General features: G+C 62.2%; 24 protein-coding genes. 12 read left to right on the top strand and 12 right to left on the bottom strand.

Annotated elements, in window-relative coordinates:
• Window positions 1–110: 110 nt before the first annotated feature.
• Window positions 111–1,547, bottom strand: coding sequence for a Glu/Leu/Phe/Val family dehydrogenase (locus BMW66_RS05190; protein WP_093116148.1), 1,437 nt, complete (start codon window positions 1,545–1,547; stop codon window positions 111–113).
• Between the two features lie 323 nt (window positions 1,548–1,870).
• On the opposite strand from BMW66_RS05190, the gene BMW66_RS05195 reads away from it, so the two are divergent.
• The 3 genes from BMW66_RS05195 to BMW66_RS05205 are packed head-to-tail and all read left to right on the top strand — an operon-like array spanning window position 1,871 to window position 4,390.
• Window positions 1,871–3,292: a TadE/TadG family type IV pilus assembly protein gene (locus BMW66_RS05195; RefSeq protein ID WP_093116150.1), complete on the top strand. Its 1,422-nt coding sequence runs from the start codon at window positions 1,871–1,873 to the stop codon at window positions 3,290–3,292.
• A complete protein-coding gene (locus tag BMW66_RS05200) occupies window positions 3,289–3,825 on the top strand; it encodes a TadE/TadG family type IV pilus assembly protein (protein ID WP_093116152.1) in 537 nt (178 codons plus the stop codon). Before BMW66_RS05195 ends, BMW66_RS05200 begins: the two co-directional genes overlap by 4 nt.
• A gap of 4 nt (window positions 3,826–3,829) precedes the next feature.
• A complete protein-coding gene (locus tag BMW66_RS05205; RefSeq protein WP_093116154.1) occupies window positions 3,830–4,390 on the top strand; it encodes a TadE/TadG family type IV pilus assembly protein in 561 nt (186 codons plus the stop codon).
• Here BMW66_RS05205 and BMW66_RS05210 read toward each other — a convergent pair whose 3' ends face one another.
• From BMW66_RS05210 to BMW66_RS05220, 3 genes are all read right to left on the bottom strand, one after another.
• Window positions 4,391–4,888 carry a hypothetical protein gene (locus BMW66_RS05210; RefSeq protein ID WP_093116156.1) on the bottom strand — a complete coding sequence of 166 codons (498 nt, stop codon included), beginning with the start codon at window positions 4,886–4,888 and terminating at the stop codon, window positions 4,391–4,393.
• 287 nt (window positions 4,889–5,175) lie between these two features.
• A complete protein-coding gene (locus tag BMW66_RS05215; protein ID WP_093116158.1) occupies window positions 5,176–6,219 on the bottom strand; it encodes an aldo/keto reductase in 1,044 nt (347 codons plus the stop codon).
• Window positions 6,220–6,320: 101 nt separating this feature from the next.
• Window positions 6,321–6,776: a DsrE family protein gene (locus tag BMW66_RS05220; RefSeq protein ID WP_217639286.1), complete on the bottom strand. Its 456-nt coding sequence runs from the start codon at window positions 6,774–6,776 to the stop codon at window positions 6,321–6,323.
• A gap of 173 nt (window positions 6,777–6,949) precedes the next feature.
• On the opposite strand from BMW66_RS05220, the gene BMW66_RS05225 reads away from it, so the two are divergent.
• Window positions 6,950–8,242, top strand: coding sequence for an MFS transporter (locus BMW66_RS05225; protein WP_093116162.1), 1,293 nt, complete (start codon window positions 6,950–6,952; stop codon window positions 8,240–8,242).
• Here the strand turns inward: BMW66_RS05225 and BMW66_RS05230 are convergent.
• The 4 genes from BMW66_RS05230 to BMW66_RS05245 form a co-directional block, all read right to left on the bottom strand.
• On the bottom strand, window positions 8,185–9,408 hold the full coding sequence (locus BMW66_RS05230) for an efflux RND transporter periplasmic adaptor subunit (RefSeq protein WP_093116164.1): 1,224 nt from the start codon (window positions 9,406–9,408) through the stop codon (window positions 8,185–8,187). The two genes, BMW66_RS05225 and BMW66_RS05230, sit on opposite strands and share 58 nt — an antisense overlap.
• Window positions 9,409–9,413: 5 nt before the next feature.
• The gene (locus BMW66_RS05235; RefSeq protein ID WP_093116166.1) at window positions 9,414–11,780 is read right to left on the bottom strand and encodes an ABC transporter permease; all 2,367 of its coding nucleotides are present in this window, start codon (window positions 11,778–11,780) and stop codon (window positions 9,414–9,416) included.
• Window position 11,781: 1 nt separating this feature from the next.
• Complete coding sequence (locus BMW66_RS05240) at window positions 11,782–12,507, bottom strand: ABC transporter ATP-binding protein (protein ID WP_093116168.1); 726 nt, start codon at window positions 12,505–12,507, stop codon at window positions 11,782–11,784.
• A 62-nt stretch (window positions 12,508–12,569) separates the two neighbouring features.
• Entirely contained in the window at window positions 12,570–12,821 is a 252-nt protein-coding gene (locus BMW66_RS05245; RefSeq protein WP_093116388.1) for an accessory factor UbiK family protein, read from the bottom strand.
• A gap of 95 nt (window positions 12,822–12,916) precedes the next feature.
• Here BMW66_RS05245 and lgt point away from each other — a divergent pair, with 95 nt between their 5' ends.
• Genes lgt through pgeF form a run of 3 tightly spaced genes read left to right on the top strand, consistent with a single transcriptional unit; the run spans window position 12,917 to window position 15,632 of the window.
• The gene (gene lgt, locus BMW66_RS05250; RefSeq protein WP_093116171.1) at window positions 12,917–13,822 is read left to right on the top strand and encodes a prolipoprotein diacylglyceryl transferase; all 906 of its coding nucleotides are present in this window, start codon (window positions 12,917–12,919) and stop codon (window positions 13,820–13,822) included.
• Window positions 13,819–14,877 (top strand): class I SAM-dependent methyltransferase, encoded by a 1,059-nt coding sequence (locus tag BMW66_RS05255; RefSeq protein ID WP_093116173.1) that lies wholly within the window; start codon window positions 13,819–13,821, stop codon window positions 14,875–14,877. Before lgt ends, BMW66_RS05255 begins: the two co-directional genes overlap by 4 nt.
• Entirely contained in the window at window positions 14,874–15,632 is a 759-nt protein-coding gene (pgeF, locus tag BMW66_RS05260) for a peptidoglycan editing factor PgeF (RefSeq protein ID WP_093116175.1), read from the top strand. Before BMW66_RS05255 ends, pgeF begins: the two co-directional genes overlap by 4 nt.
• Window positions 15,633–16,028: 396 nt before the next feature.
• Here the strand turns inward: pgeF and BMW66_RS05265 are convergent, their stop codons facing one another.
• Window positions 16,029–16,529, bottom strand: coding sequence for an Lrp/AsnC family transcriptional regulator (locus BMW66_RS05265; RefSeq protein ID WP_093116177.1), 501 nt, complete (start codon window positions 16,527–16,529; stop codon window positions 16,029–16,031).
• Window positions 16,530–16,749: 220 nt separating this feature from the next.
• Between BMW66_RS05265 and trxB the strand changes: the two genes are divergently transcribed.
• Complete coding sequence (trxB, locus tag BMW66_RS05270; RefSeq protein ID WP_093116179.1) at window positions 16,750–17,694, top strand: thioredoxin-disulfide reductase; 945 nt, start codon at window positions 16,750–16,752, stop codon at window positions 17,692–17,694.
• Window positions 17,695–17,819: 125 nt separating this feature from the next.
• On the opposite strand, the gene BMW66_RS05275 is transcribed toward trxB, so the two are convergent.
• Window positions 17,820–18,836 (bottom strand): cytochrome-c peroxidase, encoded by a 1,017-nt coding sequence (locus tag BMW66_RS05275; RefSeq protein WP_093116181.1) that lies wholly within the window; start codon window positions 18,834–18,836, stop codon window positions 17,820–17,822.
• A gap of 337 nt (window positions 18,837–19,173) precedes the next feature.
• Between BMW66_RS05275 and BMW66_RS05280 the strand changes: the two genes are divergently transcribed.
• Together BMW66_RS05280 and xrtE are read left to right on the top strand one after the other, a co-directional pair.
• Window positions 19,174–20,886 carry a bifunctional sulfate adenylyltransferase/adenylylsulfate kinase gene (locus tag BMW66_RS05280; RefSeq protein ID WP_093116183.1) on the top strand — a complete coding sequence of 571 codons (1,713 nt, stop codon included), beginning with the start codon at window positions 19,174–19,176 and terminating at the stop codon, window positions 20,884–20,886.
• 275 nt (window positions 20,887–21,161) lie between these two features.
• Window positions 21,162–22,757: an exosortase E/protease, VPEID-CTERM system gene (xrtE, locus tag BMW66_RS05285; RefSeq protein WP_175483165.1), complete on the top strand. Its 1,596-nt coding sequence runs from the start codon at window positions 21,162–21,164 to the stop codon at window positions 22,755–22,757.
• Between the two features lie 140 nt (window positions 22,758–22,897).
• Here the strand turns inward: xrtE and BMW66_RS19965 are convergent, their stop codons facing one another.
• Window positions 22,898–23,125, bottom strand: a complete 228-nt coding sequence (locus tag BMW66_RS19965; RefSeq protein WP_245729367.1) for a VPEID-CTERM sorting domain-containing protein — start codon at window positions 23,123–23,125, stop codon at window positions 22,898–22,900.
• Window positions 23,126–23,399: 274 nt separating this feature from the next.
• Here BMW66_RS19965 and BMW66_RS05295 point away from each other — a divergent pair, with 274 nt between their 5' ends.
• Window positions 23,400–24,320, top strand: a complete 921-nt coding sequence (locus BMW66_RS05295) for a MaoC/PaaZ C-terminal domain-containing protein (RefSeq protein WP_175483166.1) — start codon at window positions 23,400–23,402, stop codon at window positions 24,318–24,320.
• 117 nt (window positions 24,321–24,437) lie between these two features.
• Here the strand turns inward: BMW66_RS05295 and BMW66_RS05300 are convergent, their stop codons facing one another.
• Window positions 24,438–24,881: a DUF302 domain-containing protein gene (locus BMW66_RS05300; RefSeq protein ID WP_093116191.1), complete on the bottom strand. Its 444-nt coding sequence runs from the start codon at window positions 24,879–24,881 to the stop codon at window positions 24,438–24,440.
• 318 nt (window positions 24,882–25,199) lie between these two features.
• On the opposite strand from BMW66_RS05300, the gene BMW66_RS05305 reads away from it, so the two are divergent.
• Window positions 25,200–26,090 (top strand): class I SAM-dependent methyltransferase, encoded by an 891-nt coding sequence (locus tag BMW66_RS05305; protein WP_217639287.1) that lies wholly within the window; start codon window positions 25,200–25,202, stop codon window positions 26,088–26,090.
• The last annotated feature ends 71 nt before the right edge of the window (window positions 26,091–26,161 follow it).

The following is a 26,161-nucleotide window of genomic DNA, read 5'->3' on the forward strand; positions in this document are numbered from 1 at the left end:
ATTCGGCATCGGGTTGCCCGCTGGCAGCACGCCGCGACGACCTCCCGACAGTCGGCGGAGGGCGCGGCACTGGGAAATCATCCGCAAAGGTCATTTTGCCGCCCGGCGCCTCAAAGCCCCTTGGCGCGATAGCTCTTGGCCACCTTGTCGATACTGACCAGATAGGCGGCGGTGCGCAGGTCGGACACATCCTCCCGGTCGTGCCAGACATCGCGCATCGACTGATAGGCGATCCGCATCGTGTCATCGAGACCCGAGCGCACCAGCTCAAGCTCATCGGCCCCGCGCAGGTATTTCTCCTTGAAGTTCGGGGTGAGCGACCATGTCTTGCCGAGCGAATCCGACAGCTTCTCCAACTCGTCCACGACAAGCTGGTGCCGCGATTCTTCCTGCCGGCGCTGCATCCGGCCAAACCGGATATGGCTGAGGTTCTTGACCCACTCGAAATAGGACACGGTCACACCGCCGGCATTGGCATACATGTCCGGTATGATCACGACGCCCATCTTGCGCAGGATCTCGTCGGCGCCCGCCGTCACCGGCCCGTTCGCCGCCTCGATGATCAGCGGCGCCTTGATGCGGTCGGCATTGGTCAGGTTGATCACCCCCTCAAGCGCCGCCGGAATGAGGATGTCGCATTCCTCCTCCAGCACCGCAGCCCCTTCGGCCGAGTGGGTGGCGTCGGGAAATCCGGTCACGCCGCCATGCTTGGCGATCCAGGCGTGAACCGCCTCCACGTCAAGCCCCTCGGGACTGAACAACGCACCGTCGCGCTCGATGATGCCGGTGATCACCGCGCCATCTTCCTCGCTGAGAAACTTGGCCGCGTGATAACCCACGTTGCCAAGGCCCTGAACGATGATCCGCTTTCCGTCGAGCGTACCGCTCAGCCCGGCCTTTTCCTTGCCGCGGTGGTCGCGGAAGAACTCGCGCAGCGCAAATTGCACCCCGCGCCCCGTCGCCTCGATCCGGCCGGCGATGCCCCCGGCATTGAGCGGCTTGCCGGTGACACAGGCCCGCGCGTTGATGTCGGTGGTGTTCATCCGGGCGTATTGGTCCGCGATCCACGCCATCTCGCGCTCGCCGGTGCCCATGTCGGGGGCGGGCACGTTCTGGCTGGGGTGGATCAGGTCGCGCTTGGCCAGTTCATAGGCAAAGCGGCGGGTGATGAGCTCCAGCTCGTGTTCCTCGTATTCGCGCGGATCGATCCGCAGCCCCCCCTTGGAGCCGCCGAACGGCGCCTCCACCAGGGCGCATTTGTAGGTCATCAGCGCCGCAAGCGCCTCCACCTCGTCCTGATTGACCGCGAGCGCATAGCGGATGCCGCCCTTGACCGGCTCCATATGCTCCGAATGCACCGAACGGTAGCCGGTGAAAGTATGCATCTGCCCCCGCAGCCGGACACCGAAACGAACGGTATAGGTCGCGTTGCAAACACGGATCTTCTCCTCCAGGCCGGGCGGCAGATCCATCAGCGCCACCGCGCGGTTGAACATCAGATCCACGCTCTCGCGGAAACTCGGCTCTCTCACTGATGTCGCGTCCATTCTCGCCCTCCAAACCAAAGCACCTGTTGCGACTCAAAGCCGCATACCCGAAGCCTAAGCCGGAAACCGGGCAAGATGCGAGTTTGAACTTTCGGTTTTGCACAAAACTTGAGCGGCACCTGAACACCACACGGATCGCGCGAATTCTTCTCGCCCCTTCGGCTCCAGTCAACGAAAACAGCGCGTAAATAACCGAAAAAACCGCTCCTCAGAGCCATTTCCGCCAAATTTACGCCGTAATGCGTTGCGACATATGCCGGTGGCGCAATCTGTGCCGTACGAGTGAATCCAGTTTAGCAGGCTCCCGCGGAGGGCGGATTACAATGACCCAGTCAAAGGCAGCACTTCCCCCTGAAACCGGCCCGGCCCGGGGATTCAGGCGCCATCTGGCGCGCCTTGCCATCGACGAAAGCGGGGTCGTGACCGGCCTGGCAATCTTCATTTTCCTGATAATCCTCATGGTGGGTGGCCTCGGCATCGACCTGATGCGCTCCGAAATGCGCCGGACGGACCTGCAGAACACCCTCGACCGCGCCATCCTCGCCGCCGCCGACCTCGATCAGGATCGCGATCCGGAACTGGTGGTGCGCAGCTATTTCGACGCCACCGGCCTGACCGACTATCTCGGAAGTGTCACGGTCGACGACGGGTTGAATTATCGCACCGTGTCCGCCGACGCCTCGATGACCATGAATACTCATTTCATGAAACTCGCCGGCGTCGACACCCTCACCGTTCCGGCACGCGGCACCGCCGAGGAACGCATCGCCAATGTCGAGATTTCGCTCGTGCTCGACATTTCCGGGTCCATGGCCGGCAACAGCAGAATTACCAACCTGCGTGCCGCCGCCAAGGAATTCGTTGATGCCGTGATCCGCCCCGAGACCGAGGATCTGATCTCGCTTTCCATCGTGCCTTACACCGCGCAGGTGAATGCCGGGCCGCTGATCTTCAATGAGCTCAACGTGAATCAGGTGCATAATTTCTCGCATTGCATCGAATTCTACGACAGCGAGTTTTCCACCACCGCGCTCGACACTGAACGCACCTATAACCAGATGCAGCACTTCGAGGCCGGGTCCTACTACAACAACCCGATCACCAACCCCGGCTGTCCGCGCCGGGACTATGAGCGCATCACCGCATTCAGCCAGAATGGCTCCGCGCTCAAGGATCAGATCGACAATCTGCGACCCCGCGCCAACACCTCCATTCATCTCGGAATGAAATGGGGCGCGGCGCTGCTCGACCCGTCATTCCAGCCGATCACCGGCGCGCTGGCCGCCGGCGGCCATGTGGATAGCGAGTTCTCAGGCCGCCCCGCCGCCTTCAACGACAGCGAAACGCTCAAGACCGTGATCCTGATGACCGACGGGGAAAACGTCACGACCCGGCGAATCGCCGACCACTATTACGACAGCGAAAGCGAGATTTCCCACTGGAACCGCTATCCGCTCTACTACTATCTCAACAATTATGTGAGCTGGTATTATCGAAGCGGGTTCTACTATACGAAATACTCGGCCCATCACGCCGACAACCTGCTGGACAATATCTGTGACGCCGCCAGGGCGCAGGGCATCGTCATCTGGTCGATCGGCTTCGAGGTAACGAACCACGGGGCGGATGTCATGCGCAGCTGCGCCTCGTCGGACGCCCACTTCTTCCGGGTCGAAGGGGTCGAGATTTCCGATGCCTTCTCGGCGATCGCACGGCAGATCAACCAGCTGAGGCTGACCCAATGAGCCGCCGCCCCCTGTTCCGGTCTGGCAGGCTCGCGCGGGATGAGCGCGGCCATGCCACCGTCGAGTTCGTGATCATCTTTCCGATCTTCCTGGTGATCATGCTCTCGGCCATCGAACTTGGCCTGATGACAATGCGCTACTCCCTGCTGGAGCGCGCACTCGATCTGACCGTGCGCGAGGTGCGCCTGTCCACAGGCTTTTCACCCGATCACGATGAGCTGAAGCAAATGATCTGCGACGAATTTGGCATGCTGCCGAACTGCTTCGACCGTCTGGCGCTGGAAATGATCCAGGTTAGTCCGCGGGCCTATGTCGAACCCTCCAGCGAGGTGACCTGCAACGACCTGTCGCTTGAGTCGCAACCCGTGACCACATTCACACCCGGCATGGACAACGACCTGATGCTGCTGCGCGCCTGCGCGAAATTCACACCGCTGTTTCCCAACACGGGATTCGGTCTTGAACTGGCCAAGGACGGCTCGGGCGATGTCGCACTCGTCAGCATGTCCGCCTTTGTGCAGGAGCCGAGGTAGCACCATGACCCACTCGATCTTCCGCCGCTTCCGCCGCTTCTGGCCGAACGACAGAGGCTCCGTCTCCGTTGAGGCCGTTATCATCCTTCCGATACTGCTCTGGGCCTATATGGGCAGTTTTATCTTCTTCGACATGTATCGCGCCAACTCCACCGCTTCAAAGGCCGCCTACACGATCTCCGACATGCTCTCGCGCGAAACACAGGCAATCAACCAGACCTATCTGAACAATTCGCTGGACCTGTTCCGCTTTCTCTCGGGAACGCAGGACGACGAGAGCGGCACTGCCCTTCGGGTCTCTCTGATCTCGTGGGACGGAGAGGAACAGAGACACGAACTGCACTGGTCGCACATCGCCGGCACCAAGTCCGCCCTTGAAGATAAAGATATCGATGCACTGGCAGACGATCTGCCGGATATGGCCAATGGTGAGGCTCTCATACTCGTCGAAACCTTCGCCACCTTCACACCATCGATGAATGTCGGCGTGTCGGAACTGGATCTGGAAACCTTCATCTTCACCCGGCCCCGCTTTGCCCCGCAACTGGTCTGGTCCGGAAGCTGATCACGCCTGCGCGCGTTCGAGAAGAAGCGTTTCCAGCGTCTGCGCCAGGAACTTTGTCTGCGGGCCGGGCAGAACGCCGCCGACCCCGACCCGACGCCCGAAAGCCCAGTAGATGCCCGGCTCCCAGCGCCGCGCGCCGGGGGTCTTCAGGGTCAGAAGAAAACCGTTCGACGGTTTGAAGGCAAAAGTGCTCCGGTCGATCCCGGCAATATTATCAAGCGAGGCGATCACGTCTCCATTGGTGGAGCGCAGTACCTCGCGCGTGAGCTCGATCGCCGTGGCGGTCGCTCGCCGTGTCCGCTCCGTCATCCACAACACCCCCGCCCCCAACACAACAAGAAACACCTGCCATCCCAAGGCCGGCGGCGTGGCGATAGCGACATAGAGCACGATCCCCGCAAGCCCGAGCAGCGCCGCGAGCCCGAACGCGCGCCGCATCGGAGAAGCGCGCACCATCACCAGAACCTCATCGTCCATGTCCGTCACTCTCCTGTCCATGCCGGACGTCCCCCTTACCCGCTTCATCCCCGTTTGCACAGGCCTTCCCGGTGTGATCCACCCCCGGGGCTCTGCCCCGGACCCCGAGATATTTGACCCGAGAAGATGCAGCAGGAGTCATGCCCTTTCTCTGTTCCAGAAAATACTCAAAAAGCAACGCGCGCCGCGTTCACAACGCCCCGGCACGGCGCGAGACAGTCTTCAATACCGACGCAATACCGACGTTTTACCGACGTGATACCGAAACGGGTTTTTCAGAGATTTCAGCGCATTAACCCTGATTCGCCTCAATACGGCATCGGATGGCTACGATGGATCTCATCGATCTCTCGCAGCACCTCGTCCTCAAGCCTGATATCCGCGGCTTTCAAGGCATGGTCGAGCTGCGCCAGCCGGGTCGCGCCGAAGATGGTCGAGGTCATGAAGGGACGCTGCATCGCCCATGCCAGCGCCATATGCACCGGATCGAGTCCGTGCCGTTTCGCAAGTTCCAGATAGGCAGAAACCGCCTTGAAAACACGCGGATTCTTGCGCCCGCCGAGTTCCGGAACCAGAGACATGCGCGAGCCTTGGGGCACGGCCCCGTCCTGATATTTTCCAGTCAGAAGCCCCGCCCCGAGCGGCGAGAAGGCCAGCAGCCCCACATCCTCGTTCACGCTCAGCTCCGCCAGATCGGTGTCGAACATCCGGCACAGCAGAGAGTATTCGTTCTGGATCGCTGCAGCCCGCGGCCCGCCCGTCCGGTCCGCCGCAAGCAGCCATTGCATCGTGCCCCAGGCCGATTCATTGGACAGCCCGAAGTGCCGGATCCGACCCTTCTCCACCTCGCGCTGAAGAGCGCCCAGCGCATCCTCCATATGGGCAAGCGTTTCCGCTTTGTCCTGCCCCGAGGGGTCATAGGTCCAGTTCTTGCGAAACATGTAGGAGCCCCGATTGGGCCAGTGAAACTGATAGAGATCAATGTAGTCCGTGTTCAGCCGGCGTAGCGAACCCTCGACCGCCTGCGGGATGGTTTGCGAGGAGATCGGCGCGCCATCACGGGCGTGCATCATGCCTTCGCCGGAATGTTTGGTCGCCAGGATCACATCCTGCCGCCGCCCGTGTTTCACGAACCATTGCCCGACGATCCGTTCGCTGCGGCCGGTGGTTTCGGCCCGCACCGGGTTGACGGGATACATCTCTGCGGTGTCGATGAAATTCACGCCCGCGGCAAGCGCATGGTCGATCTGGTCATGGGCCTCGTCAAGATCGGTCTGTGTGCCATAGGTCATGGTACCAAGGCACAGGGCCGACACCTCGAGCCCGGTGCGGCCCAGCGGGTTCATTTTCATTTGAGGTCTCCCTGCCGTCCTGTCTCGACACGCAGCCTAGCCCACCGGCCGAGGAGTGCAAGCGATCAGGGATGACCCGAGTGCCGGGTCATCCCGTCGTCTCAGGGTCGCATCACGAAATAGCCCTGGTCGTCCAGATCCATGAGGCGCATGACTCCGGCAGGCACATGGTTTGCAAATTCCATGATCGGTGGGACCTCACCTTCGTTGCGGGTCATGCCAGCGATGGTGTTGCCACAGGCCGAGAACGTGACATTCGGGATGCTCGTGGGGAAGTTGGCAACCCTCTCTTTCACCGGAGAGGTATCCTCACGCAGCATATGAAGCCCGGCATTATAGGCGACGATCTCGATTTCATATTCATGCCCGGCCTCGCTCATGCCGCGGGCGAAATTCGCCGCCACATTGAGCACCTTGTTCATCGTGCCGGGGTTATTGTCGCTGACCTGAAGCGCGAGTTTCTTGATCTCGAAGCCATCCTCGTCCGCCATGAGCGGGGATGCCAGGAAAAGGCAAAGCATCCCGACCGTAGCAAAAAGTCCTGTTATGCGTTTCATCGTTTCCTCCCTTAAGAATTCATACACCATTACATGTTATTTTATGAGTTCCACCCTTTATTGCGCTTTTACGCGCGGTCCGGCAGCGGGTGGAATAGGGCTGGACAATCGCGGGCGATGGGACAAGGGTTCGCGGGGCGTTGTCGCCCTTTCAGCCATAAACTTGGCCCCTCATGCGCCTGATCCTGTCCTTCTCCGCCCTGTTCCTGTCCGTCATCCTGTTGCAACTCAGTTCCGGCGGCATTGCACCTCTCGACGCGATCTCGGGCATCGCGCTCGGGTTCACCACGGCGCAGATCGGGCTTCTGGGTTCGGCGCATTTCCTGGGGTTCTTCATCGGTTGCTGGTGGGCGCCGCGGCTGATGGGCACCGTCGGCCATTCGCGGGCCTTCGCCGCCTTCACGGCATCCGGGGCAATCGGGATGCTGGCGCATTTCCTGGTGATCGACCCCTACGCCTGGGCGGCGATGCGGGTGGCGTCGGGCCTGTGTGTGGCCGGCTGTTTCACGGTGATCGAGGCCTGGCTTCAGGCGGCGGTCACGAACGAGAGCCGGGGCCGCGCGATGGGCACCTACCGTGTGGCGGACATGAGCGCCTCTCTTGCTGCGCAACTGCTCATCTCCGTGCTGGAGCCGGCCTCCTACGTGTCCTACAACCTGCTGGCGCTGATGTGCTGTGCGGCGCTTTTGCCGCTCACCCTGACGCGCGTGCGCCAGCCTGAAACGCCGGAGGCGCCGCGCCTGCGTCCGGGATTGGCCTGGACCCGCTCGCCGCTGGCGGTGGCGGGGGTGGTGGCCGCTGCGATCTCGGGCGCCTCCTTCCGTATGGTCGGGCCGGTCTATGGCACAGGCGTCGGGCTGGAGGTCGGGCAGATCGCCTTTTTCCTGGCCGCGTTCGTGGCGGGGGGCGCACTGGCGCAGTATCCGATCGGCTGGCTCGCGGACAAGTTCGACCGGCGCTGGGTGCTGATCTGGCTCTCCTTCGCCGCGATCCTGAGCTGCATCGCCACCGCTTCGCTTCAGGGGCTGAGCACCGGCGGCGTGATGCTGACCGCGGCGATATTCGGGTTGACCACCTTTCCGATCTATTCGGTCTCCGCCGCACACGCCCACGACTTTGCCGAAACCGAAGAGCGGGTGGAACTATCCGCCGCGCTGATGTTCTGGTATGCGGTCGGGGCCATCGCGGCGCCCTATGCCGCCTCCACGGTGATGGCGTTCTTCGGCTATCCGGCGCTTTTCATCATGATCGGCGTGGCCCATGCGGGATTGCTGGTCTACGGGCTGATACGCATGCGGGCGCGCCCCTCGCCGGGCAACCGCACCCGCTACATCTGGTCGCCGCGCACCTCGTTTCTGGTCGGGCGGCTGACCGGGCGCACCCGCGAGACGGACGGGAACGGTGCCCGTCAGGATGCCCCGCGTTCCGCGATCCGAATCCCGTCCGACAGGGCCGACGACGGATAGAGCACCACGCGCGCGCCGTTCTCCAGACCGCCGAGAACCTGTGCGTCGATGCCGTTGTTGCGTCCCGGCGTGACCGCGCGTTTCACCGCGCGCCCGCCTTCAGCCACGAAAACCGCCCAGTCGCCATCGTCGCGAAACAACGCCGAGGACGGCACGATCAGCGTCTCGCGCGCCTGCCAAACGACGATGCGAACCTCCACCCGGAAGCCGTGACCCAGGGCAGCGCGCGCCTCTGGCGGGTCGGTAAAGCGGATCACCGCATTGACCCGCTGCTCCTCCACGCCGAGGGCGGAATACTTGGTAAAGCCCCAGGGGTCGATCCGCGCCACCTCCCCGTGCAGCGGTTCGGGCCCCCCATAGTTGGTGATCAGGACCGGATCGCCCATCCTCACCTGCACCGCGTCCGCACTCAGAAGCTCGACCACCACTTCCAGATCGCCCTCGATATCGCCGATTTCGAGGATGGGCGCGCCGGCCGGCAGCGTGGTCTCGCTTTGCTGTATGACACGCAGAACGCGCCCAGTCTTGGGGGCGGGCAGGTCGATGGCCCCGTTGCCCGAGATCGCGGCATAGAGCCCCGGATCGTCGAACCCGATGAGCCGCGCCTGCGCATTCTCAAGGTCCGCCACGCGCATGGAAATCGCCGCGCGTGCAGTGTCCACGCTGGCCTCCGCCGAGCGCAGGCGGCTTTCGGCCCGGTCGAGCGCCATCTGCGCGATGTTCCCGCTTGCATGGAGCTTGCGCGACCGCTCAAGCTCCGTCCGCGCAAGGTCGCGGTCCGCCATCGCCCTGTGCAGATCGGCCTGCGCCACGCGCAGCGCGGCCTCTGCGGCGGAGATCGCCGCCCGCGCCTGTTCGCGCGTGCGGATATCGAGCGCGGCGGGATTGGTCGGAAGCATCCGCGCCACAACCGTCTTGCCCTCTTCGACATAGGCCCCCGGCTCCAGAGCCACGCGCAGAAGCCGCCCGGCAATGGGGGTGGATACGACATAGGCCTCGCGCACCCGTGTGCGGGCTTCTTCGTCGACCGTCACGGTCATGTCCCCGCGCCGCACAGTGCCGGTATCCACCATCTGTGGCTGCGGCCAGAAGGCCGCCACCAGCCCCGCCGCGACCAGCATCGTCGCCGCAAGAATCAGAATACGTCGTGACTGCCGTTTTGCCATGAGTCTCACTCTCGTGTCTTCAGGGTGGCGACAAGATCCACCCGGTTGATATCACGTTTCACCAGCAGGCCCGACACGATTGCCGCCACGATCACGGCCAGCGCCGCCGTGCCAAAGGCATCAGGCCGGAACCGGGTCGGGATCTGGTAGATATCGGTGCTGAACCCCGCCGCGATCAGGAACGACAGGTAGTGCCCGATCCCCACCCCCAGCGGTAGCGCCAGCAGAACAACAATCGCCAGCTCCCCCAGAAGGACAAAGGCCGTCTCGCCCGTGGAAAAACCGATCACCCGCAGGCTCGCCAGATCGCGCGCCTGCTCTCCGAACGAAATGCGCGCCGCGTTGTAAACGATGCCGAAGGTGATGATCCCGGCAATCGCCGCCATGACATAGCGCATCATCCCCGCGCCTGTATCCATCAGGGTCTGCATCGCCGCGCGCGCATCCTCGCGGCGCGCCACGCCGGCCACCGTCGGCATGGATTTGAGCACCGCGAACACCTCCGGTATCCGCGCCCCGTCCACCCGCAGATAGGCACCCGACACGCGCCCGGGCTCCCGCAGGGCACGGTTGAGCGTGTCCATGTGCATGAACGCGGGCGCCCCCAGAAGCGTCTCGGCGATACGGGTCACGGGAACCTCAAGCGTCGGCCGGCGCCCTTCGAGCACGTCAAGCTGCACCACGTCTCCCGCCTTCACCTGCAATATGTCGGCCAGTGCGCGGGCCAGCACGACCCCCTCTCGCGGCATGGCGATGGTGTCCATCTGGCTTGTGACCGCCCGGTTGAGCCTCGGTTGCGTCACCAGACCGTTGATGGCGCCACGATAGTTCTGCGCCCCGTTGCGCAGGGTGACGCCGATGGTGCGCACAGGCTCCACCTCGATCACGCCGGGAAGCTGGCGCAGGGCATGGACCGATCCGGACGGCATCGGCTGCACGAACGTCACCGACACGTCGGACCGGTCGATCACCCCGAACGTCAGGTCAAGCGTCCGGTCGAACCCGGACAGAAGCGACAACTGCGCCGAACTGAGCCCCATGCCCACCGCGATACCAACGACCGCCCCCGCGATCCGCCCCGGATTGCGCAGGATGCGGCGGATTACCATGCGGCTGGGCTGATCGAGCCAGCCCTTCAGGCGCTCGTTCAGCGCCCCGGTGCGCGAGAAATCCGCCGGGGCCGGCGGGCGCATGGCCACCGCGGGCGTCAGGCGAAACACCCCCCGCAACACCCACAGCGCGCCGGCGGAGGCGGCAAGGACACTGACCAGAACGCCGGTCACGAAAGACGCCGGATCGACGCGGAAGATCAGGAAGGGGAACTTGTAGAAGTCCTGATAGACCCCGGCCATCGCCCGGCCCGCCCAGATGCCGAGCGCGCAGCCCAGAAGCGCCCCGAAAACCGCGATCGCCAGCACCATCTTGAAATAGTGCAGCGCGACCTCCCAATCGGAATAGCCGAACGCCTTGACCAGGCCGATCTGCTCGCGCTCCGCCTGCACCAACCGGGCGATCACGATGTAAAGAAGGAAGGCCGCCACCGCCATGAAGATCGGCGGCACCACCGAAGAGCTGACACGCAGCCCCCGGATCTCCTCGGTCAGGAATCGGTCGGATATCTGATCCTTCAGCCCGTAAGCGCCCAGACCACCATGCGGATCGAGTATCCGGTCCACCGCCGCCAGCACCGGCGCAAGCCGCGCGCCGCGATCCAGCGCGATCAGCGCCTCATTGAACGCCCCCTGCACATCGAGCGCCGCCGAGAGCGCCTCGCGGTTCATCCAGATCACGGCAAACCGCGCGTCATCGGGCACGATCTCTCCCGGCGCGGTGGTGAACAGGAACTCCGGCGCCTGCGCCATGCCGACAATGGTGAAATCACGCCGCGCGCCGTTCATCGTGGCGCGCAGATGATCGCCAAGGCGCAGCCCATGCGCCTCGGCGAACCCCTTGAGCAGGACAACCTCCCCGGTGCGTCCCGGCGTAAACATCCGTCCGTCGGTCAGATAAATGGCGTTCAGACGCGGCGCCCCCAGTGCCGGAAGGCTGATCGCGCGCGCCCGCACCGGCAGATCCTGCCCCGCCATGTCCAGAAGCGCCGCCCCCGTCACGCGCCCCTCCGCCGCCGCCACACCGGGCACCGCGCGCAGCCGCTCCAGCACCTGCTCGGGCGCGCCCACCGCAGGGGCAAAGACATCGGCGAGCCGGTAGCGTTCGTAATAGGTGCGCCGGGTCTCCTCCAGCGAATTGAGCATCCCCGACATCATCACTAGAAGCAGCACCCCCACCGCCACCACCAGCGCGATCGCGGCCGCCTGCCCCTTGATGCGCCACAAATCGCGCAGCAACTTGTGGTCGAGCGCGCTTAGCATCTCACCACTCGATCTCGTCGGGGCTCTGGCGGGTGCTGTTTCGCTCCACGCTACGGATGGCGCCATCGGCGAAATGAATCACCCGATGGGCCATCGCGGCCGTTGCCGCGGCGTGGGTAACGATCATCACCGTGGCGCCCAGCTTGGCGTTCACATCGTTGAGCACATGCAACACCGCCCGCCCCGTTGTGGAATCGAGCGCCCCCGTCGGCTCATCGCAGAAAAGCACATTGGGGTTCTTGGCGACGGCGCGGGCAATCGCCACGCGCTGTTGTTCGCCTCCCGACAATTGCGCCGGAAAATGATCCATCCGTTCGCCCAGCCCGACCAGCGCAAGCGCCTCTTCGGCGCTCATCGGGTCGGCAGCGATCTCCGTCACCAGTTCCACGTTCTCGCGCGCGGTGAGCGAGGGCATGAGGTTGTAGAACTGGAACACGAATCCGACATGATCCCGGCGATAGCGGGTCAACTCGCGATCCGACAACTCCGTCAGGTTGAGATCTCGGAACCACGCCCGCCCCGAACTCGCCCGGTCAAGCCCGCCAATGATATTGAGCAGTGTGGACTTGCCCGACCCCGAGGGGCCAAGCAGAACAACGATCTCACCATCGGGAATGTTAAGGTCGACACCGCGCAGGGCGTGCACCGCAGCCGGACCTTCGCCGTAAACCTTCGTCAGGCCGCGCGTTGTGAATGTAAGTCCCGCGTCGGGGCGGTCCTCGGCCATGCTGTCCCTCGCATTGCGCCCGTGTCGGGCAGCGCCGCCCCACCCATCGGCCGGGAAAGGCCCTACTTGCTATCGGATGCAGCTTCCAGAGCCTCAAGCCGGGCCTTGAGCGCCTCATTCTCTTCACGCGCTTTCTGGGCCATGGCACGCACCGCGTCGAACTCCTCGCGGGTGACGAAATCACGATCCGCAAGCCAGCGCTCTATCATGGAATTGAACGCGGTTTCGGCCTCTGACCGTGCGCCCTGAGCCACACCCATCGCATTGGTCATGAGTTGCGAAACATCGTCCATGAATTTGTTCCGGGTCTGCATCGGTTTCTCCATCTTCGGGTCGCCCTTTATATGGGCCTTCCGCGCTTGCGCCACAAGGTTGACTTCACCCGCCGGCCAGAGGCATGACAACCCATATGTACGCCATGATCCCCTTCCCCGACCTTTCGCCAGAGCTGTTCTCCATCTCGCTCTTTGGCATGGAGTTCGCTCTGCGCTGGTATGCGCTCGCCTATATTGCGGGGCTTTTGATCGCATGGCGCCTTGTGGTGGCCGTCGTCCGGCGCCCCGCGCTCTGGCGCGACGATACCCCGCCGATGGCACCGCGTCAGGTGGAGGACCTGCTCACCTGGGTGATTCTCGGGGTGATTCTCGGCGGGCGTCTGGGATATGTGCTGTTCTACCGCTTCGGCTATTATCTGGATCATCCAGCCGAAATCCTGATGCTGTGGGAGGGCGGCATGTCCTTTCACGGTGGATTTCTCGGCGTCGTGCTGGCCGGGGCGCTCTACTGCCGCAGGCAGAAAATTCCCTCCCTGTCCGCTGCCGACGTTATGGCGCTGGCTGCACCGCCGGGAATTCTGCTCGGGCGGTTGGCGAATTTCGTCAACGCGGAGCTTTGGGGCCGCCCCACGGACCTGCCTTGGGGCGTGGTCTTTCCCGGCCAGATGGCGCAGGACTGCGGGCCGGCCATCACCGGCCTGTGCGCGCGCCACCCCTCGCAACTCTACGAGGCGGCGCTGGAGGGGCTGTTGCTCGGCGCGCTCCTGCTCTGGCTGGCATGGCGGAGGGGCGCCTTGAAATGGCCGGGTCTCATAGCGGGATTGTTCTTCTTGGGTTACGGACTTGCCCGCTTTGCCGTGGAATTCGTGCGCCAGCCGGATGCGCAGTTCATAACCGAGGGCAACCCGCTCGGCCTTGCGCTGCATGTCGGGGGCTATGGCCTGACAATGGGGCAACTCCTGTCGCTGCCGATGATCGTGTTCGGCCTCTGGCTCGCTCGCCGGGCCGTCCGAGCGCAAAGTCACCCCGCCGCGCCATGACCCCGCTCGCGCAAGAGCTTGTGGCCCGCGTTGCGGCGCAGGGCCCGCTGACCGTGGCGGAGTTCATGGCCGATTGCCTGCTGCATCCCCGATACGGGTATTACGCAACGCGCGACCCGCTGGGCGCAAAGGGCGATTTCACCACCGCGCCGGAAATCTCGCAGATGTTCGGAGAGATGCTCGGCCTCGCCCTCGCGCAGGCGTGGATGGATCAAGGCCGCCCCGCTCCCTTCACACTGGCAGAGCTCGGCCCCGGCCGCGGCACGCTGATGGCCGATATCCTGCGCGCCGCCCGTAACGTGCCGGGGTTTCACGACGCCGCCGCATTGCACCTTGTCGAGGCGTCAGAGCCGCTGCGCACCCAGCAGCGTACCCTGCTCGGCTCCACACCCACATGGCACGACAGCTTGGACACATTGCCAGATCAACCGCTGTTCCTTGTGGCCAACGAATTTTTCGATGCACTCCCGACCCGCCAGTTCCTGCGCGAAGGCGCAGGCTGGCGCGAACGACTCATCGGCGCAAAGGACGGGCAACTTGCTTTCGGTCTTGGCGAGGTCGTCCCACAGCCCGCGCTCACTCACCGGATGGAGGATACACACGAAGGCGATCTGGTAGAGGTCTGCTCCGCCGCCGTCCCCATCGCCATGCGCATCGGGGCGCAGATTGCGGCGCGCGGCGGTACGGCGATGATCATAGATTATGGCGACTGGAGCAGCCTTGGCGACACGCTTCAAGCGCTGCGGGGCCACCGAAGCGAATCACCGCTGGACAATCCCGGCGAGGCCGATCTGACAGTGCATGTGGACTTCGAGGCGATCGCCCGTGCCGCCCCTTGTGCGCATTCCCGGCTCACCCCGCAGGGCGTGTTTCTTGAACGTCTTGGCATCACGCAGAGAGCGCAGGCGCTCTCCGCGCGACTGTCCGGCGAGGCATTGCAAAGCCACGTCGCCGCGCATCGCCGCTTGACGCATCCGGGGGAAATGGGAAACCTGTTCAAGACACTGGCGCTCTATCCCAAGGGCGCCACGCCACCCCCGGGGTATGCGCAATGACGTTGGAGATTCTCACCGCCGACAGCCTCGCGCCCCTGCGCCACGGCTTTTTCACGCGCAAGGGCGGCGCATCGTCAGGCGTTTTTCAAGGGCTCAACTGCGGCGCGGGCAGTACGGACCAGTCGGAAGTCGTATCGATCAACCGCGCCCGGGCAGCCACAGCCATGCAGGTTGAACCGGACGCGCTCAAGTTCGTGCATCAGGTCCATTCCGCCGACGTGGTCACACTCGACGGCTCGGCGCCCCACCCACTACCCCGCGCCGATGCGATGGTGACGCGCACGCCGGGGCTGGCACTCTCCATTCTGACTGCCGATTGTCAGCCGGTGCTGCTTGCCGATCATGACGCCGGGGTGATCGGCGCGGCCCATGCAGGCTGGCGTGGCGCGCTGGACGGGGTGCTTGAGGCGACGCTCGCCGCGATGGAAATCCTTGGCGCCCATCGGGGCAATATCATCGCCGTGATCGGCCCGACCATCAGTCAACGTGCCTACGAGGTCGGTCCCGAGTTCCTGGACGATTTTATGCAGGAGGACCCGGAAAATGCCCGGTTCTTCGCAAACGGCGAGGGCGACAGGATGCTGTTCGACCTGCCCGGTTTCGGCCTGCACAGGCTGCGGCAGGCGGGTGTCGGTCATGCCGAATGGACGCGCCATTGCACCTATTCCGATCCCACGCGCTTCTTCTCCTACCGCCGCAGCACCCACAACCAAGAGGCCGATTACGGCCGCCTTCTCTCGGCCATTCGGCTCTGACTACCGCACGCGAACCACCGCACGCGAGCATTCATACCGCTAAAATTCACCATTCCTGCCCCATCTCCGCCCCAATCAGGCGAGAGATTGGTCTCAAGCGAGAAGTTGGCCGCACGGCCCAGCAGGAGACCAAGGACATGGCAAGACAGCGTTTCATAAAATCGATCGTCGCGGCGGCCAATGACACCACAACCCCCGCCATGCCTTGGAGCCGGGGCCCGCGCCGCCAAGCGTTGATCGCAAACCGCGCTGCTCCAGATGGCGAGAGCACCGAGGGCATGCAGAAAACCGCCTGACCGGCCCCCTCGGACCGGAACAGGCCAATGGGCCGCTTCCTTCGGGGAGCGGCCTTTTCCTTGTCGGTCACTGCCCTGAGGGAATTGGCGGTCTCTGCGCTCAGGCCGTGCGCATCATCCGCTCTTCGAGAACTTCGAACGGTACCCCCGGATCATCCTTGGCGCCGCGAATCACGAGAGAGGTCTTGACGCTGGCGACATTCTCGGCCCTCAGCAGATCCTCGGTCAGAAAGCTCTGGAAGGTGGACAGATCCGGCGCCACGCACTTGAGGATGAAATCCACCTCGCCGTTGAGCATGTGACACTCGCGCACCAGAGGCCATGCGCGGCATCGATTCTCGAATGTTACGAGATCGGCCTCCGCCTGGCTTTGCAACCCGACCATGGCGAACACCTGCACCTCGAAGCCAAGCTCGCGCGCGTCCACATCCGCGTGATAGCCCTTGATGTACCCCGCCTCCTCCAGCGTGCGCACGCGGCGTAGGCAGGGCGGCGCGGAGATGCCGACGCGCCGGGCCAGTTCCACATTCGTCATGCGCCCGTCGGCCTGCAACTCGGCCAGAATTTTGCGGTCGATGGGATCAAGCCGTGTGCCGGACATCGCAGATTCTCCGAGGAATATTTGCGGTTGTTATATCACCAGCCATGACAGGCGCAATAATGTTTCACGATAGCGCAAGATTACGTATCACCTTCAGTCCGAAGCGAAACCTCCCTGCGTCATGCAGTCCCGGCATGGCAACCCTGACAGGGGTTTCCGGCGAGAGCCGGGCCAGCTATATCCCGTCGCTGACGGATGACTGCAACAACATAGGTGCCCAATGGCCGAAACGAAACACACACGGGTTCTGATCATCGGCTCCGGCCCGGCGGGATATACGGCCGGGATCTATGCCTCCCGCGCCATGCTGGAGCCGGTTCTGGTTCAGGGGATCGAACCCGGCGGGCAGCTCACCACCACCACCGAGGTGGAAAATTGGCCCGGCGACACAGAGGTGCAGGGCCCCGACCTCATGGTGCGCATGGAAGCCCACGCCAAGGCCATGGGATGCGAGATCATTGGTGATATCATCACCGATCTAGACCTGTCCGAACGCCCCTTCACCGCAAAGGGCGACAGCGGCACCACCTATTCCGCAGACGCGGTGATTCTGGCAACCGGCGCGCGGGCCAAATGGCTTGGCCTGCCCACGGAAGAGAGATTCAAGGGCTTCGGCGTGTCGGCCTGCGCCACCTGCGACGGCTTCTTCTATCGAGGCGAGGAGATTGTTGTCATCGGCGGCGGTAACACGGCGGTCGAGGAAGCGCTCTTCCTGACCAACTTCGCCTCCAAGGTAACTCTGATTCACCGCCGCGACGAACTGCGCGCCGAAAAAATCCTGCAAAACCGCCTGTTCAAGAATCCGAAAATCGAAACTCTCTGGGATCATCAGCTTGACGAGGTCGTGGGCACCGACAACCCGCTCGGCGTGGAATCGGTAAAGGTCAAACATGTCGAAACCGGCGAAATCACCGAAGTTCCCTGCAAGGGTGTCTTTGTCGCCATCGGCCACGCCCCGGCCAACGAACTGGTGAAGGACGCGCTGGAGCTTCACAATGGCGGCTATGTGAAAGTGGGGCCCGACAATACCGAAACCTCCGTGCCCGGCGTATTTGCTGCTGGAGACATCACAGACCACAAATACCGTCAGGCCGTGACAAGCGCCGGAATGGGTTGCATGGCGGCGCTCGATGCCGAGCGTTTCCTCGCGGAACAGGACGACTGATCCAGTCCTGCCGCACGACCGCCGTGAGACATCTCACCTGCTGCACCCAAAACTGGTGACCTTGAATCACGAAAAAGGGCGCGGGATACCCCGCGCCTTCTCTTCATTCTTCTGCCCCGATGCGATCAGGGAAGAATCTCACCCGTCGGCCGCGGCGTATCAGATGTTTCAGCGGGCAACAGTGGATAGACAACTTCTGGCATCTCACCGGTCAGGGCGCCCAGAAACGCGGTGATCTGGTCGATCTCGGTCTCGTCAAGATCAGCGCCAAGCTGAGATGACGCCATGATATCGACGGCGGTCTTGAGATCCCAGACCACCCCGGAGTGGAAGTACGGCGCCGTTTCGGTGATATTGCGCAACGGTGATGCCCTGAAAACGTATTCATCATCAACGGTTTCGGTCACGGCGAAGCGCCCCTTGTCACCAACAGGCAGAACTTCGGCACCCGGCCGCTCGATCAGGCCGAACGGATAGTAGCCCTGCCCGCCGATATTGACACCGTTGTGGCAACTGGCACATCCGGCTTCCATAAACACCTCCAGCCCGGCCTTTTGCTCGTCCGTCATCGCGGCATCGTTGCCGTTCAGCCAGGCGTCGAAGGGCGCAGGCGTGATCAGTGTGGCCTCATAGGCTTCGATGGCCTTCGCGAAATTGTCGAAGGTGACAGGATCCTCCTCCCCCGGGAAGGACTCCTCAAACCATTCGACATACTGCGGCATCGAATTGAGGGTCGCCAGAACATTCGCCGGAGTGTTGGCCATCTCGACCCCCGCCTGCACCGGCCCCTTGGCCTGTTCGGCAAGGTCGGCCGCGCGCCCATCCCAGAACTGTGCCTCGTTGAAGACGGAATTCAAAACGGTTGGCGAGTTACGCGGCCCCTTCTGCCAGCCGTGACCGATGGACGTGGGCATGTTGTCATCGCCGTCCGTTGCCAGATTATGACAGGAATTGCAGGAGAAAACACCCGACGCCGACATGCGCGGGTCAAAGAAAAGGGCTTTACCCAGATCAACCTTCTCGGGTGTGACAATGTTGTCGGCCAACGCCGGGACGGTCGAAGGCAACGGCTCAAAAAAGTCTTTGGCCAAGTTGCGCAATTCATCTGACGCCTGTGCCGTGGTCGCAAATGCCACGGCCATGGCAGTTTAAAGCGCGAAATATCGGGAAAGTTGCATGAACTACCTCCAAGGTGATCAATGAAAATTCCGCGCGCAACTTATTATTACTAAGACTCCAGAGGCGCGGTCAATGACCTGCATCAATCCAGCTCGGGTTACCGTGATCGCAGTCCGGGAAATGGCAATCCTTGGAAAGAATTTTCCACACTGCGTCGAAACAGCGTCATTTCCCCCGAAAATGTATGCCTTGCCCGTTTCACGCTTGAATTTGCTCAGGAACCGGGAGTATGGCCCGGCGCAGCGGGGCCCCGATTTCCCGGACCCTATTTCATCATGCCCAAGTCACCGAGAGATTGAAATGACCAGCCAGAACCTCGCCCCTATCCCGGAGCTTTACGTTTCATATGAGTCCGCACAGAAGCTGAAATCCGAAGCTGCCGACCTGCTTAGCTGGGATCTCTCCCTGCGTCAGATCTGCGACCTAGAGCTTTTGATGAACGGCGGCTTCAACCCGCTCAAGGGATTCATGACCGAGGCTGACTACGACGGTGTCGTCGAGAACATGCGCTTGGCCAACGGCAACCTCTGGCCAATGCCGATTACGCTGGATGTGGCAGAGACATTCGCCGAAGGGCTGGAGATCGGGCAGGATATCGCCCTGCGCGACCAGGAGGGCGTGATCCTGGCCACCATGACTGTGACCGACCGCTGGACCCCGGACAAGAGCCGCGAGGCCGAAAAGGTCTTTGGAGCCGACGACAGTGCGCATCCGGCGGTGAACTATCTGCACAATACCGCTGGCACCGTCTATCTCGGCGGCCCCGTCACCGGTATCCAGCAACCGGTTCACTACGATTTTCGCGGGCGCCGTGATACACCCAACGAGTTGCGCGCGCTGTTTCGCAAACTGGGCTGGCGACGCGTCGTGGCGTTCCAGACGCGCAACCCGCTGCACCGTGCGCATCAGGAACTAACGTTCCGCGCCGCCAAGGAGGCACAGGCCAACCTGCTCATTCACCCCGTGGTCGGCATGACCAAACCCGGCGACGTGGACCACTTCACCCGTGTGCGCTGCTATGAGGCGGTGCTCGACAAATATCCGCAGGCCACCACGAGCATGTCGCTGCTCAACCTTGCCATGCGGATGGCCGGCCCGCGCGAGGCGGTCTGGCACGGGCTGATCCGTGCAAACCATGGCTGCACCCACTTCATCGTCGGCCGCGATCATGCCGGCCCCGGCAAGAACAGCGCGGGCGAGGATTTCTACGGCCCCTATGACGCGCAGGACATGTTTCGCCAGTACAAGGATGAAATCGGCGTCGAGATGGTCGATTTCAAGCACATGGTCTATGTGCAGGAACGCGCGCAATACGAGCCCGCCGACGAAATCGAGGACCGCGACAACGTTACGATCCTCAACATCTCGGGGACCGAGCTGCGCCGACGTCTGGCCGAGGGTCTGGAGATTCCCGACTGGTTCTCCTTCCCAGAAGTGGTGGCCGAGTTGCGCCGCACCCGCCCGCCGCGCGCCAAACAGGGGTTCACGGTCTTTTTCACCGGCTTCTCCGGGTCTGGCAAGTCGACTATCGCCAACGCGCTCATGGTCAAGCTGATGGAGATGGGCGGCCGTCCGGTCACGCTTCTCGATGGCGACATCGTGCGCAAGAACCTCAGTTCGGAACTGGGCTTCTCGAAAGAGCACCGGGATCTGAACATTCGCCGCATCGGCTATGTCGCTTCCGAGATCACCAAGAACGGCGGCATCGCCATCTGCGCGCCGATCGCGCCCTATGCCGCCACCCGGCGCTCCGTGCGCGAGGAAATCGAGGAATACGGCGCCTTTGTCGAAGTGCACGTCGCCACATCGATCGAGGAATGCGAACGCCGCGACCGCAAGGGGCTCTACAAACTCGCCCGCGCTGGCAAGATCAAGGAATTCACCGGCATCTCCGATCCTTATGACGTGCCGGAGAATCCCGAACTGCGACTTGAGACCGAAAACGTGGACGTGGACAACTGCGCCCATCAAGTCATCCTCAAGCTGGAGTCCCTGGGCCTCATCGCAGGGTAAGTTGCCAGAGGCACCAAAGTTCGAGAATGCGGCCTCCTCGGGGCCGTGTTCATTGGCGGGTTGACAAAGCGCTTGGCAACCGACCTCGACCTTTGGCGCTCGGGCCGAAGTGGGGCGGCAACCTGCAACTGGTTTGTGTTCGTTGCGCCGAAGGCTCCGCGCGCAACCTCCTGGACCACCGGAAAACTGGCTGAAAGAGCGCACCACCATCCTGACAGCGTTGATTTTCTTGCCCTTCCCTATAGTCTCAAAACATCTGGGTAGGATGGTGGCGTGTGACGAACTTCAAAACCCGCATCATTGTGGTCCCTGCTGTGCTCCTGGCAGAGATTGTCGGTATTGCCGTTGCCTATCAGTTTTTTGCCACTGTCAATTGTAGTGAAACCGGAGCACAAGCCGGGTGTGAACTTTTACGAAGCCTTGTCGCGCGCAGCATCGTTAGCTTGGCGGCACTCGGGTTCTACTTCTGGGCGCGACCCGAAGCATACAGCCGGCTCTTGCATCTCGGCCGGGCGCGAAAACCCCCGGCACGCTGGGTCTGGGGCGCCCATCTGATCGGCGTCGGGTTGATTTTGTTGCCCCTCATTGTCGGTGGCGCCCGCAATATGACCGGCGAGTTTTATTACGCGCTTATCCCTTGGTTGAGCGGGCTTGCTCTTGCCGGGGCAACCGGCGTTGCGCTTGCGGCCCCTTTGGGGGTCTGGCGCGACTGGTTGCGGATGGAACGGTTTAGGCCGCTGCCCATTCTTTTCATGGCCATTGTCATTCCCGATGTTGCGAACAACCTACTCCCCTTGTGGAGTTGGCAGGCGCTGACGGGTTTCACTTTCGACGCGGTTGTGGCCGTGTTGTTTGTCTTTGCGTCGGGCGTCTATGCTGATCCCGGAACCTACATCATCGGCACCGAATCCTTTCGCGTCCACATCTCCAGCCAATGTTCCGGATTGGAGGGGATCACACTGGTGACCGTCTTTATCGGATTTTACTGGTTCCTGTTTCGCCGCGATCTGCATTTCATCCGGTTCTGGCTGATCATGCTACCGCTGGGCCTGTTGCTGAGTTGGATTTTGAATGTCGTGCGCATCGCTAGCCTGGTGATGATCGGAACCCACATATCCCCCGAAATCGCGGTGAAAGGGTTTCACAGCTATGCGGGATGGCTCTTTTTTACCGTTCTCGCGGTGTTCCTGTTGTTTGTGGCCCAAGTCATGCCCTGGATCCATCGCCATTCTTCGTCCCCAAGTCTAAAAATTCCGTTGCGCGAAGACTGGTTTGCTGCACGCATTATCCCTTTCGTTGCCTTCATGGTGGTGGGAATTCTGACCTCTGCGATCTCGGTTCATCCCGACCTTGCCTATCCTCTGACAACGGTCGTGTTGCTTCTGACCCTAGCCTATTTTCGGCGACAATACTGGCATCTGATTTCGGGAGTCGACCCTGTGGCGATCGCTGGGGGAATACTTGTCGGAACAGCATGGATCGTCTTTCAGCCACCCCCATCCGCAACTGACGCAGCCCTTGCGACGACCCTGAATGGCCTTGGTGCGACCGTTCTGACGCTTTGGATTATAAGCCGCCTGATCGGCACAATGCTGCTGGTGCCTGTCGTCGAGGAATTGTTCTTTCGCGGCTACCTGCTTGGCCGGCTTGATACCGGCGGCAGAACCGGGCAGATCTTCGCCGTCGTGGCATCAAGTGCGCTATTTGCGGTGCTGCATGGACGCTGGATAGAAGCGTTCGTCGCAGGCGTCATCCTTGCGCTGATCATGATCCGGCGCGGTCGTTTGGGCGATGCTATACTGGCGCATGTGGTGGCAAATTCGCTCATTGCCGTATGGGCGCTTGCCACTGGAACCCTGACGGCAATATGACACAAGAATGGGACGTCCACACAAGCCGGAAAGGTTTCACGTCGCCCAGCCGCCTCGCGATTCATCGGAGACTACAAACAACGGGTCAATCGCAATACGCGAACCCACACACAACAATATGGCATCGCTTTAAGGGCTGCTCAAGCGCGCCGGCGCCGACGCTCCCAGATAAAGAGCGTGGCCGCAAAAACAGCAGCAAGAGCCAGAAGACCGGTCGAGGCATCAATTTCAGGCACGGCAACAGGAGTTGGACCAGGATCGCGGTCTCCCCACCAACCTCGACCGCGCCAAGATTGCGCGAGTGTCGGGCCAGCCAGTAAAAACGTGACAACCACGCTTGATCCGAAATTCAAAATACCCTGTTTCATTCCAATTCCCACTATCATCTTTGCATGATTCCAAACAGCAGTAGCGGCGATACAGCAACTTGGATCTGAAATACAGAAGAATCTCGTCGGCGCAGGGAACGCCAAAACAAGTGATTGACCGCACAACCCCTGCCTCAAGTCTTGTCGACAGGCGCGCGCGTAGTGCAGCATCGCATCACCGGGCACTTTGCACAGTCAGGGCTCGTGTTCGGTCCAGCCCTGAGAGTGATCAGGGCATATGACGAGCACCGGATGCACTCTTCAGGGGCTGTTGATGCTGTCCTGGGCGAGCTTGAGAAAAAGGAACACTATGTCAAACGTGCTTAGCTCCGACATCGTCGGAACCGATATCCCCCCTGCCGAGACCCATATCACCCTGCGGCGTCTGATGAGCTATGCTGCGTCGCTTGGCGCGACAGAAGACGTCTACTTGAACGACCTGCGCGATGGCGGAATCGTCGGATTACCGACTTCTATTGTCATTTCCGAATGGCAAGTGATGAATGGTGAGTCCTACCGATCAGTTCTGGGTGCCGACAACGCCCAGATATGGAGGTGCATTCATGTTCAGCAGGATTCGAAGGTGTTTCAGTGCCTGCGTCCCGATATCCACGTCACCACAAGCGGCAAGATATGTGTGCTGCGCCAAACTCGGATCGGTGCCTATATAGCGGTCCGGCTCGACACCTCGGCGGCCGACACCGGGGAGGCCATCGCAGAAAGCTGGTTCTGTGGAATCTTTCTCGGCGACAATGTGGAGGGACCCGACCGGAGTATCTTGGAACCGCCAGACCTCGGCCCCATCGGGGATGAATTCATCCCGGATGTCGCACCGATGCTGACCGTTTCGCACGCACTGCCGCATCTATATTCTGAGGCCGCTACCATCTGGAACCCGATCCACACGGAACGCAGCGCGGCGCGGCAAGCCGGGCTGGATGACACGATTCTGCACGGGACTTGCACTTGGGGCGCCGCCGGGCTTTGGATCGTGCGGAACTTCGCAGATGGCGACCCGACGCGGTTGACACGTCTTGGCGCTCGCATGACTGGCAAGGCGTTTGTCGGTTCCGAGCTATTCATGCGGCATCGCGTGATCGATATCCACAATGGCGCGAAGCGGGTGTCGTTTCAGGTCGTGGACGCTGACAATCGTCCCGTTTTATCGAACGGCCTTGCGGAAATCGATCTTTAGCGTGAGTTCCATATGCCCCTTGTGCGGGCACTTGGCTATCGCACGAACCGAACCGTGCCGCGCGGGCGCGAATTTCGATGTTTCCCCAACGGTCCGCCATCTTGACCAACGCGGGTTTCACCGAACGTCCAGTGTGTCCGCCAGCAGTGCGTCGAAGGCGGGTTTTCCGGTTTCCACGGCCTTCTCCAGGCTGGGTGCGTCGGAAAGTTCGGTCATGAAACGAAGATCCAGCATGGACATTTCCGTGCTGCCGTCCTCGGTCTCGTAAAAGGCCATGTTGCCGCATGGCATCATCGCCATGACGTGAAGGCCGGCTGCAACGATATCTCCACCCAGCGGCAGGTAGCAGACCTTCAACGCCGTGACGGCGCCGCCCGCGAGTCCGAACTCGCCCAGAAAAAGCCAATCCTCCTTGGCCTCGACCCGATCACGGATGGTCGCGACCGCCTCGGCACGATCCATGTCAAGATCATGGGTGATGAACATCTCGTCAGCCGCCGCGGCTCCGGCCACTAGACCGATAGACGTCGCAAGTCCTGTCAGCAAGCGTGCTCGTTTCATGGGAACAGTTCCTCCGTGTTACATGGTTGCATGTCATGCCTGTATTTGCACCGGCGCAGGCAAAGCGCCCTCCGGCCGAGGTTAGACGATCGGATCGTGTTGGGCTTGTCGGTCTTCTGACGATCTGTCGGGCAAATCCTGAGGATGATGCAACGGCCTGAAATGGCACCAGACTGCACGCGACCGACCCGACCGATCATCAGGAAATCGCCACACATCCGACAAGCTTCGCAGCGTCTGACAGGGGTAGGATGAACTTGTGGGCCCGGCTTGCTTCAGCCGCGCGGTCCAGAGACATTCAGCAGGGAGGATCTAACCATGAGCATGGCCGAAACGGCAACCGACGCTCCCCGGGAAGACACGGAATTCGTCCGCTTCTGGAACGAGGTGCTGGCCCCGAAATTCACTCGATTCCGCCACGTTCTGGTGGACGGGCTCACCTATCATAGTGAGGCGGTGTTCCCGAAACTGCCTGTCAAGGCGGGGGACCGCGTGCTCGACGTGGGCTGCGGTTGGGGTGATACAGCGATGAAGCTGGCTCGTATCGTCGGGCCGGAGGGCAAGGTGGTGGGCATTGACTGCTGCGACGCTTTTCTCGCCGATGCAAAGGCCGATCTGGCCGACGCGGATTTGACAAACGTGACCTTCATGCGAGGTGACGCCGAGGTGGCGCTACCCGAAGGAGAATTTGACTTTGTCTTTTCGCGCTTTGGCACGATGTTCTTCGCCAATCCGGTGGCCGGGCTGCGCAACATGCGCCGCGCGCTACGGCCGGGCGGGCGGATGGTGCATATCGTCTGGCGCGACCCGGCCGACAATCCGTGGCTCTCGATGGCCAAGGACATTGTGCTGCAATACCTCCCGGCACCGGGCGAGGATGCGCGCACATGCGGTCCCGGCCCGTTTTCGATGGCTGACGAGGCGACAGTGCGCAAGATGATGGAAATCGCAGGCTACACCGACATCGCGTTCGAGCGCGTCGACGCCCCGGTGCGTGTTGGCGATGATGTCGAGGACGCCATCGCCTTTCAGCTTGCCATCGGCCCGGCCGGCGAGGTCTTCCGCGAGGCCGGCGATCTCGCCGAGCAGAAGCGACCCGAGATCGAGGCCGCGCTGGCGGAAGCAATCGATGACCAGGTGCGCGACGCCGATGGCATCGTCATCGACAGCTCCTCCTGGGTGATCAGCGCGCGCAATCCCGGCGACTGAGGGCGCAGGGCGCCCCGTTCGCCGCCCGCGTTGAGCGGCGGCGTCAGATTCGCTACACTGTCTCTTTCAGC

It is taken from the genome of Salinihabitans flavidus, assembly GCF_900110425.1.
Classification (GTDB): Bacteria; Pseudomonadota; Alphaproteobacteria; order Rhodobacterales; family Rhodobacteraceae; genus Salinihabitans; species Salinihabitans flavidus.

What these genes read in the sequence shown, in the direction of transcription:
- BMW66_RS05190 (WP_093116148.1), bottom strand. Translation starts at nt 1,547, where the DNA reads ATGGACGCGACATCAGTGAGAGAGCCGAGTTTCCGCGAGAGCGTGGAT.
- BMW66_RS05195 (WP_093116150.1), top strand. Translation starts at nt 1,871, where the DNA reads ATGACCCAGTCAAAGGCAGCACTTCCCCCTGAAACCGGCCCGGCCCGG.
- BMW66_RS05200 (WP_093116152.1), top strand. Translation starts at nt 3,289, where the DNA reads ATGAGCCGCCGCCCCCTGTTCCGGTCTGGCAGGCTCGCGCGGGATGAG.
- BMW66_RS05205 (WP_093116154.1), top strand. Translation starts at nt 3,830, where the DNA reads ATGACCCACTCGATCTTCCGCCGCTTCCGCCGCTTCTGGCCGAACGAC.
- BMW66_RS05210 (WP_093116156.1), bottom strand. Translation starts at nt 4,888, where the DNA reads ATGGACAGGAGAGTGACGGACATGGACGATGAGGTTCTGGTGATGGTG.
- BMW66_RS05215 (WP_093116158.1), bottom strand. Translation starts at nt 6,219, where the DNA reads ATGAAAATGAACCCGCTGGGCCGCACCGGGCTCGAGGTGTCGGCCCTG.
- BMW66_RS05220 (WP_217639286.1), bottom strand. Translation starts at nt 6,776, where the DNA reads ATGAAACGCATAACAGGACTTTTTGCTACGGTCGGGATGCTTTGCCTT.
- BMW66_RS05225 (WP_093116162.1), top strand. Translation starts at nt 6,950, where the DNA reads ATGCGCCTGATCCTGTCCTTCTCCGCCCTGTTCCTGTCCGTCATCCTG.
- BMW66_RS05230 (WP_093116164.1), bottom strand. Translation starts at nt 9,408, where the DNA reads ATGGCAAAACGGCAGTCACGACGTATTCTGATTCTTGCGGCGACGATG.
- BMW66_RS05235 (WP_093116166.1), bottom strand. Translation starts at nt 11,780, where the DNA reads ATGCTAAGCGCGCTCGACCACAAGTTGCTGCGCGATTTGTGGCGCATC.
- BMW66_RS05240 (WP_093116168.1), bottom strand. Translation starts at nt 12,507, where the DNA reads ATGGCCGAGGACCGCCCCGACGCGGGACTTACATTCACAACGCGCGGC.
- BMW66_RS05245 (WP_093116388.1), bottom strand. Translation starts at nt 12,821, where the DNA reads ATGCAGACCCGGAACAAATTCATGGACGATGTTTCGCAACTCATGACC.
- lgt (WP_093116171.1), top strand. Translation starts at nt 12,917, where the DNA reads ATGTACGCCATGATCCCCTTCCCCGACCTTTCGCCAGAGCTGTTCTCC.
- BMW66_RS05255 (WP_093116173.1), top strand. Translation starts at nt 13,819, where the DNA reads ATGACCCCGCTCGCGCAAGAGCTTGTGGCCCGCGTTGCGGCGCAGGGC.
- pgeF (WP_093116175.1), top strand. Translation starts at nt 14,874, where the DNA reads ATGACGTTGGAGATTCTCACCGCCGACAGCCTCGCGCCCCTGCGCCAC.
- BMW66_RS05265 (WP_093116177.1), bottom strand. Translation starts at nt 16,529, where the DNA reads ATGTCCGGCACACGGCTTGATCCCATCGACCGCAAAATTCTGGCCGAG.
- trxB (WP_093116179.1), top strand. Translation starts at nt 16,750, where the DNA reads ATGGCCGAAACGAAACACACACGGGTTCTGATCATCGGCTCCGGCCCG.
- BMW66_RS05275 (WP_093116181.1), bottom strand. Translation starts at nt 18,836, where the DNA reads ATGGCCGTGGCATTTGCGACCACGGCACAGGCGTCAGATGAATTGCGC.
- BMW66_RS05280 (WP_093116183.1), top strand. Translation starts at nt 19,174, where the DNA reads ATGACCAGCCAGAACCTCGCCCCTATCCCGGAGCTTTACGTTTCATAT.
- BMW66_RS19965 (WP_245729367.1), bottom strand. Translation starts at nt 23,125, where the DNA reads ATGAAACAGGGTATTTTGAATTTCGGATCAAGCGTGGTTGTCACGTTT.
- BMW66_RS05295 (WP_175483166.1), top strand. Translation starts at nt 23,400, where the DNA reads ATGCTGTCCTGGGCGAGCTTGAGAAAAAGGAACACTATGTCAAACGTG.
- BMW66_RS05300 (WP_093116191.1), bottom strand. Translation starts at nt 24,881, where the DNA reads ATGAAACGAGCACGCTTGCTGACAGGACTTGCGACGTCTATCGGTCTA.
- BMW66_RS05305 (WP_217639287.1), top strand. Translation starts at nt 25,200, where the DNA reads ATGAGCATGGCCGAAACGGCAACCGACGCTCCCCGGGAAGACACGGAA.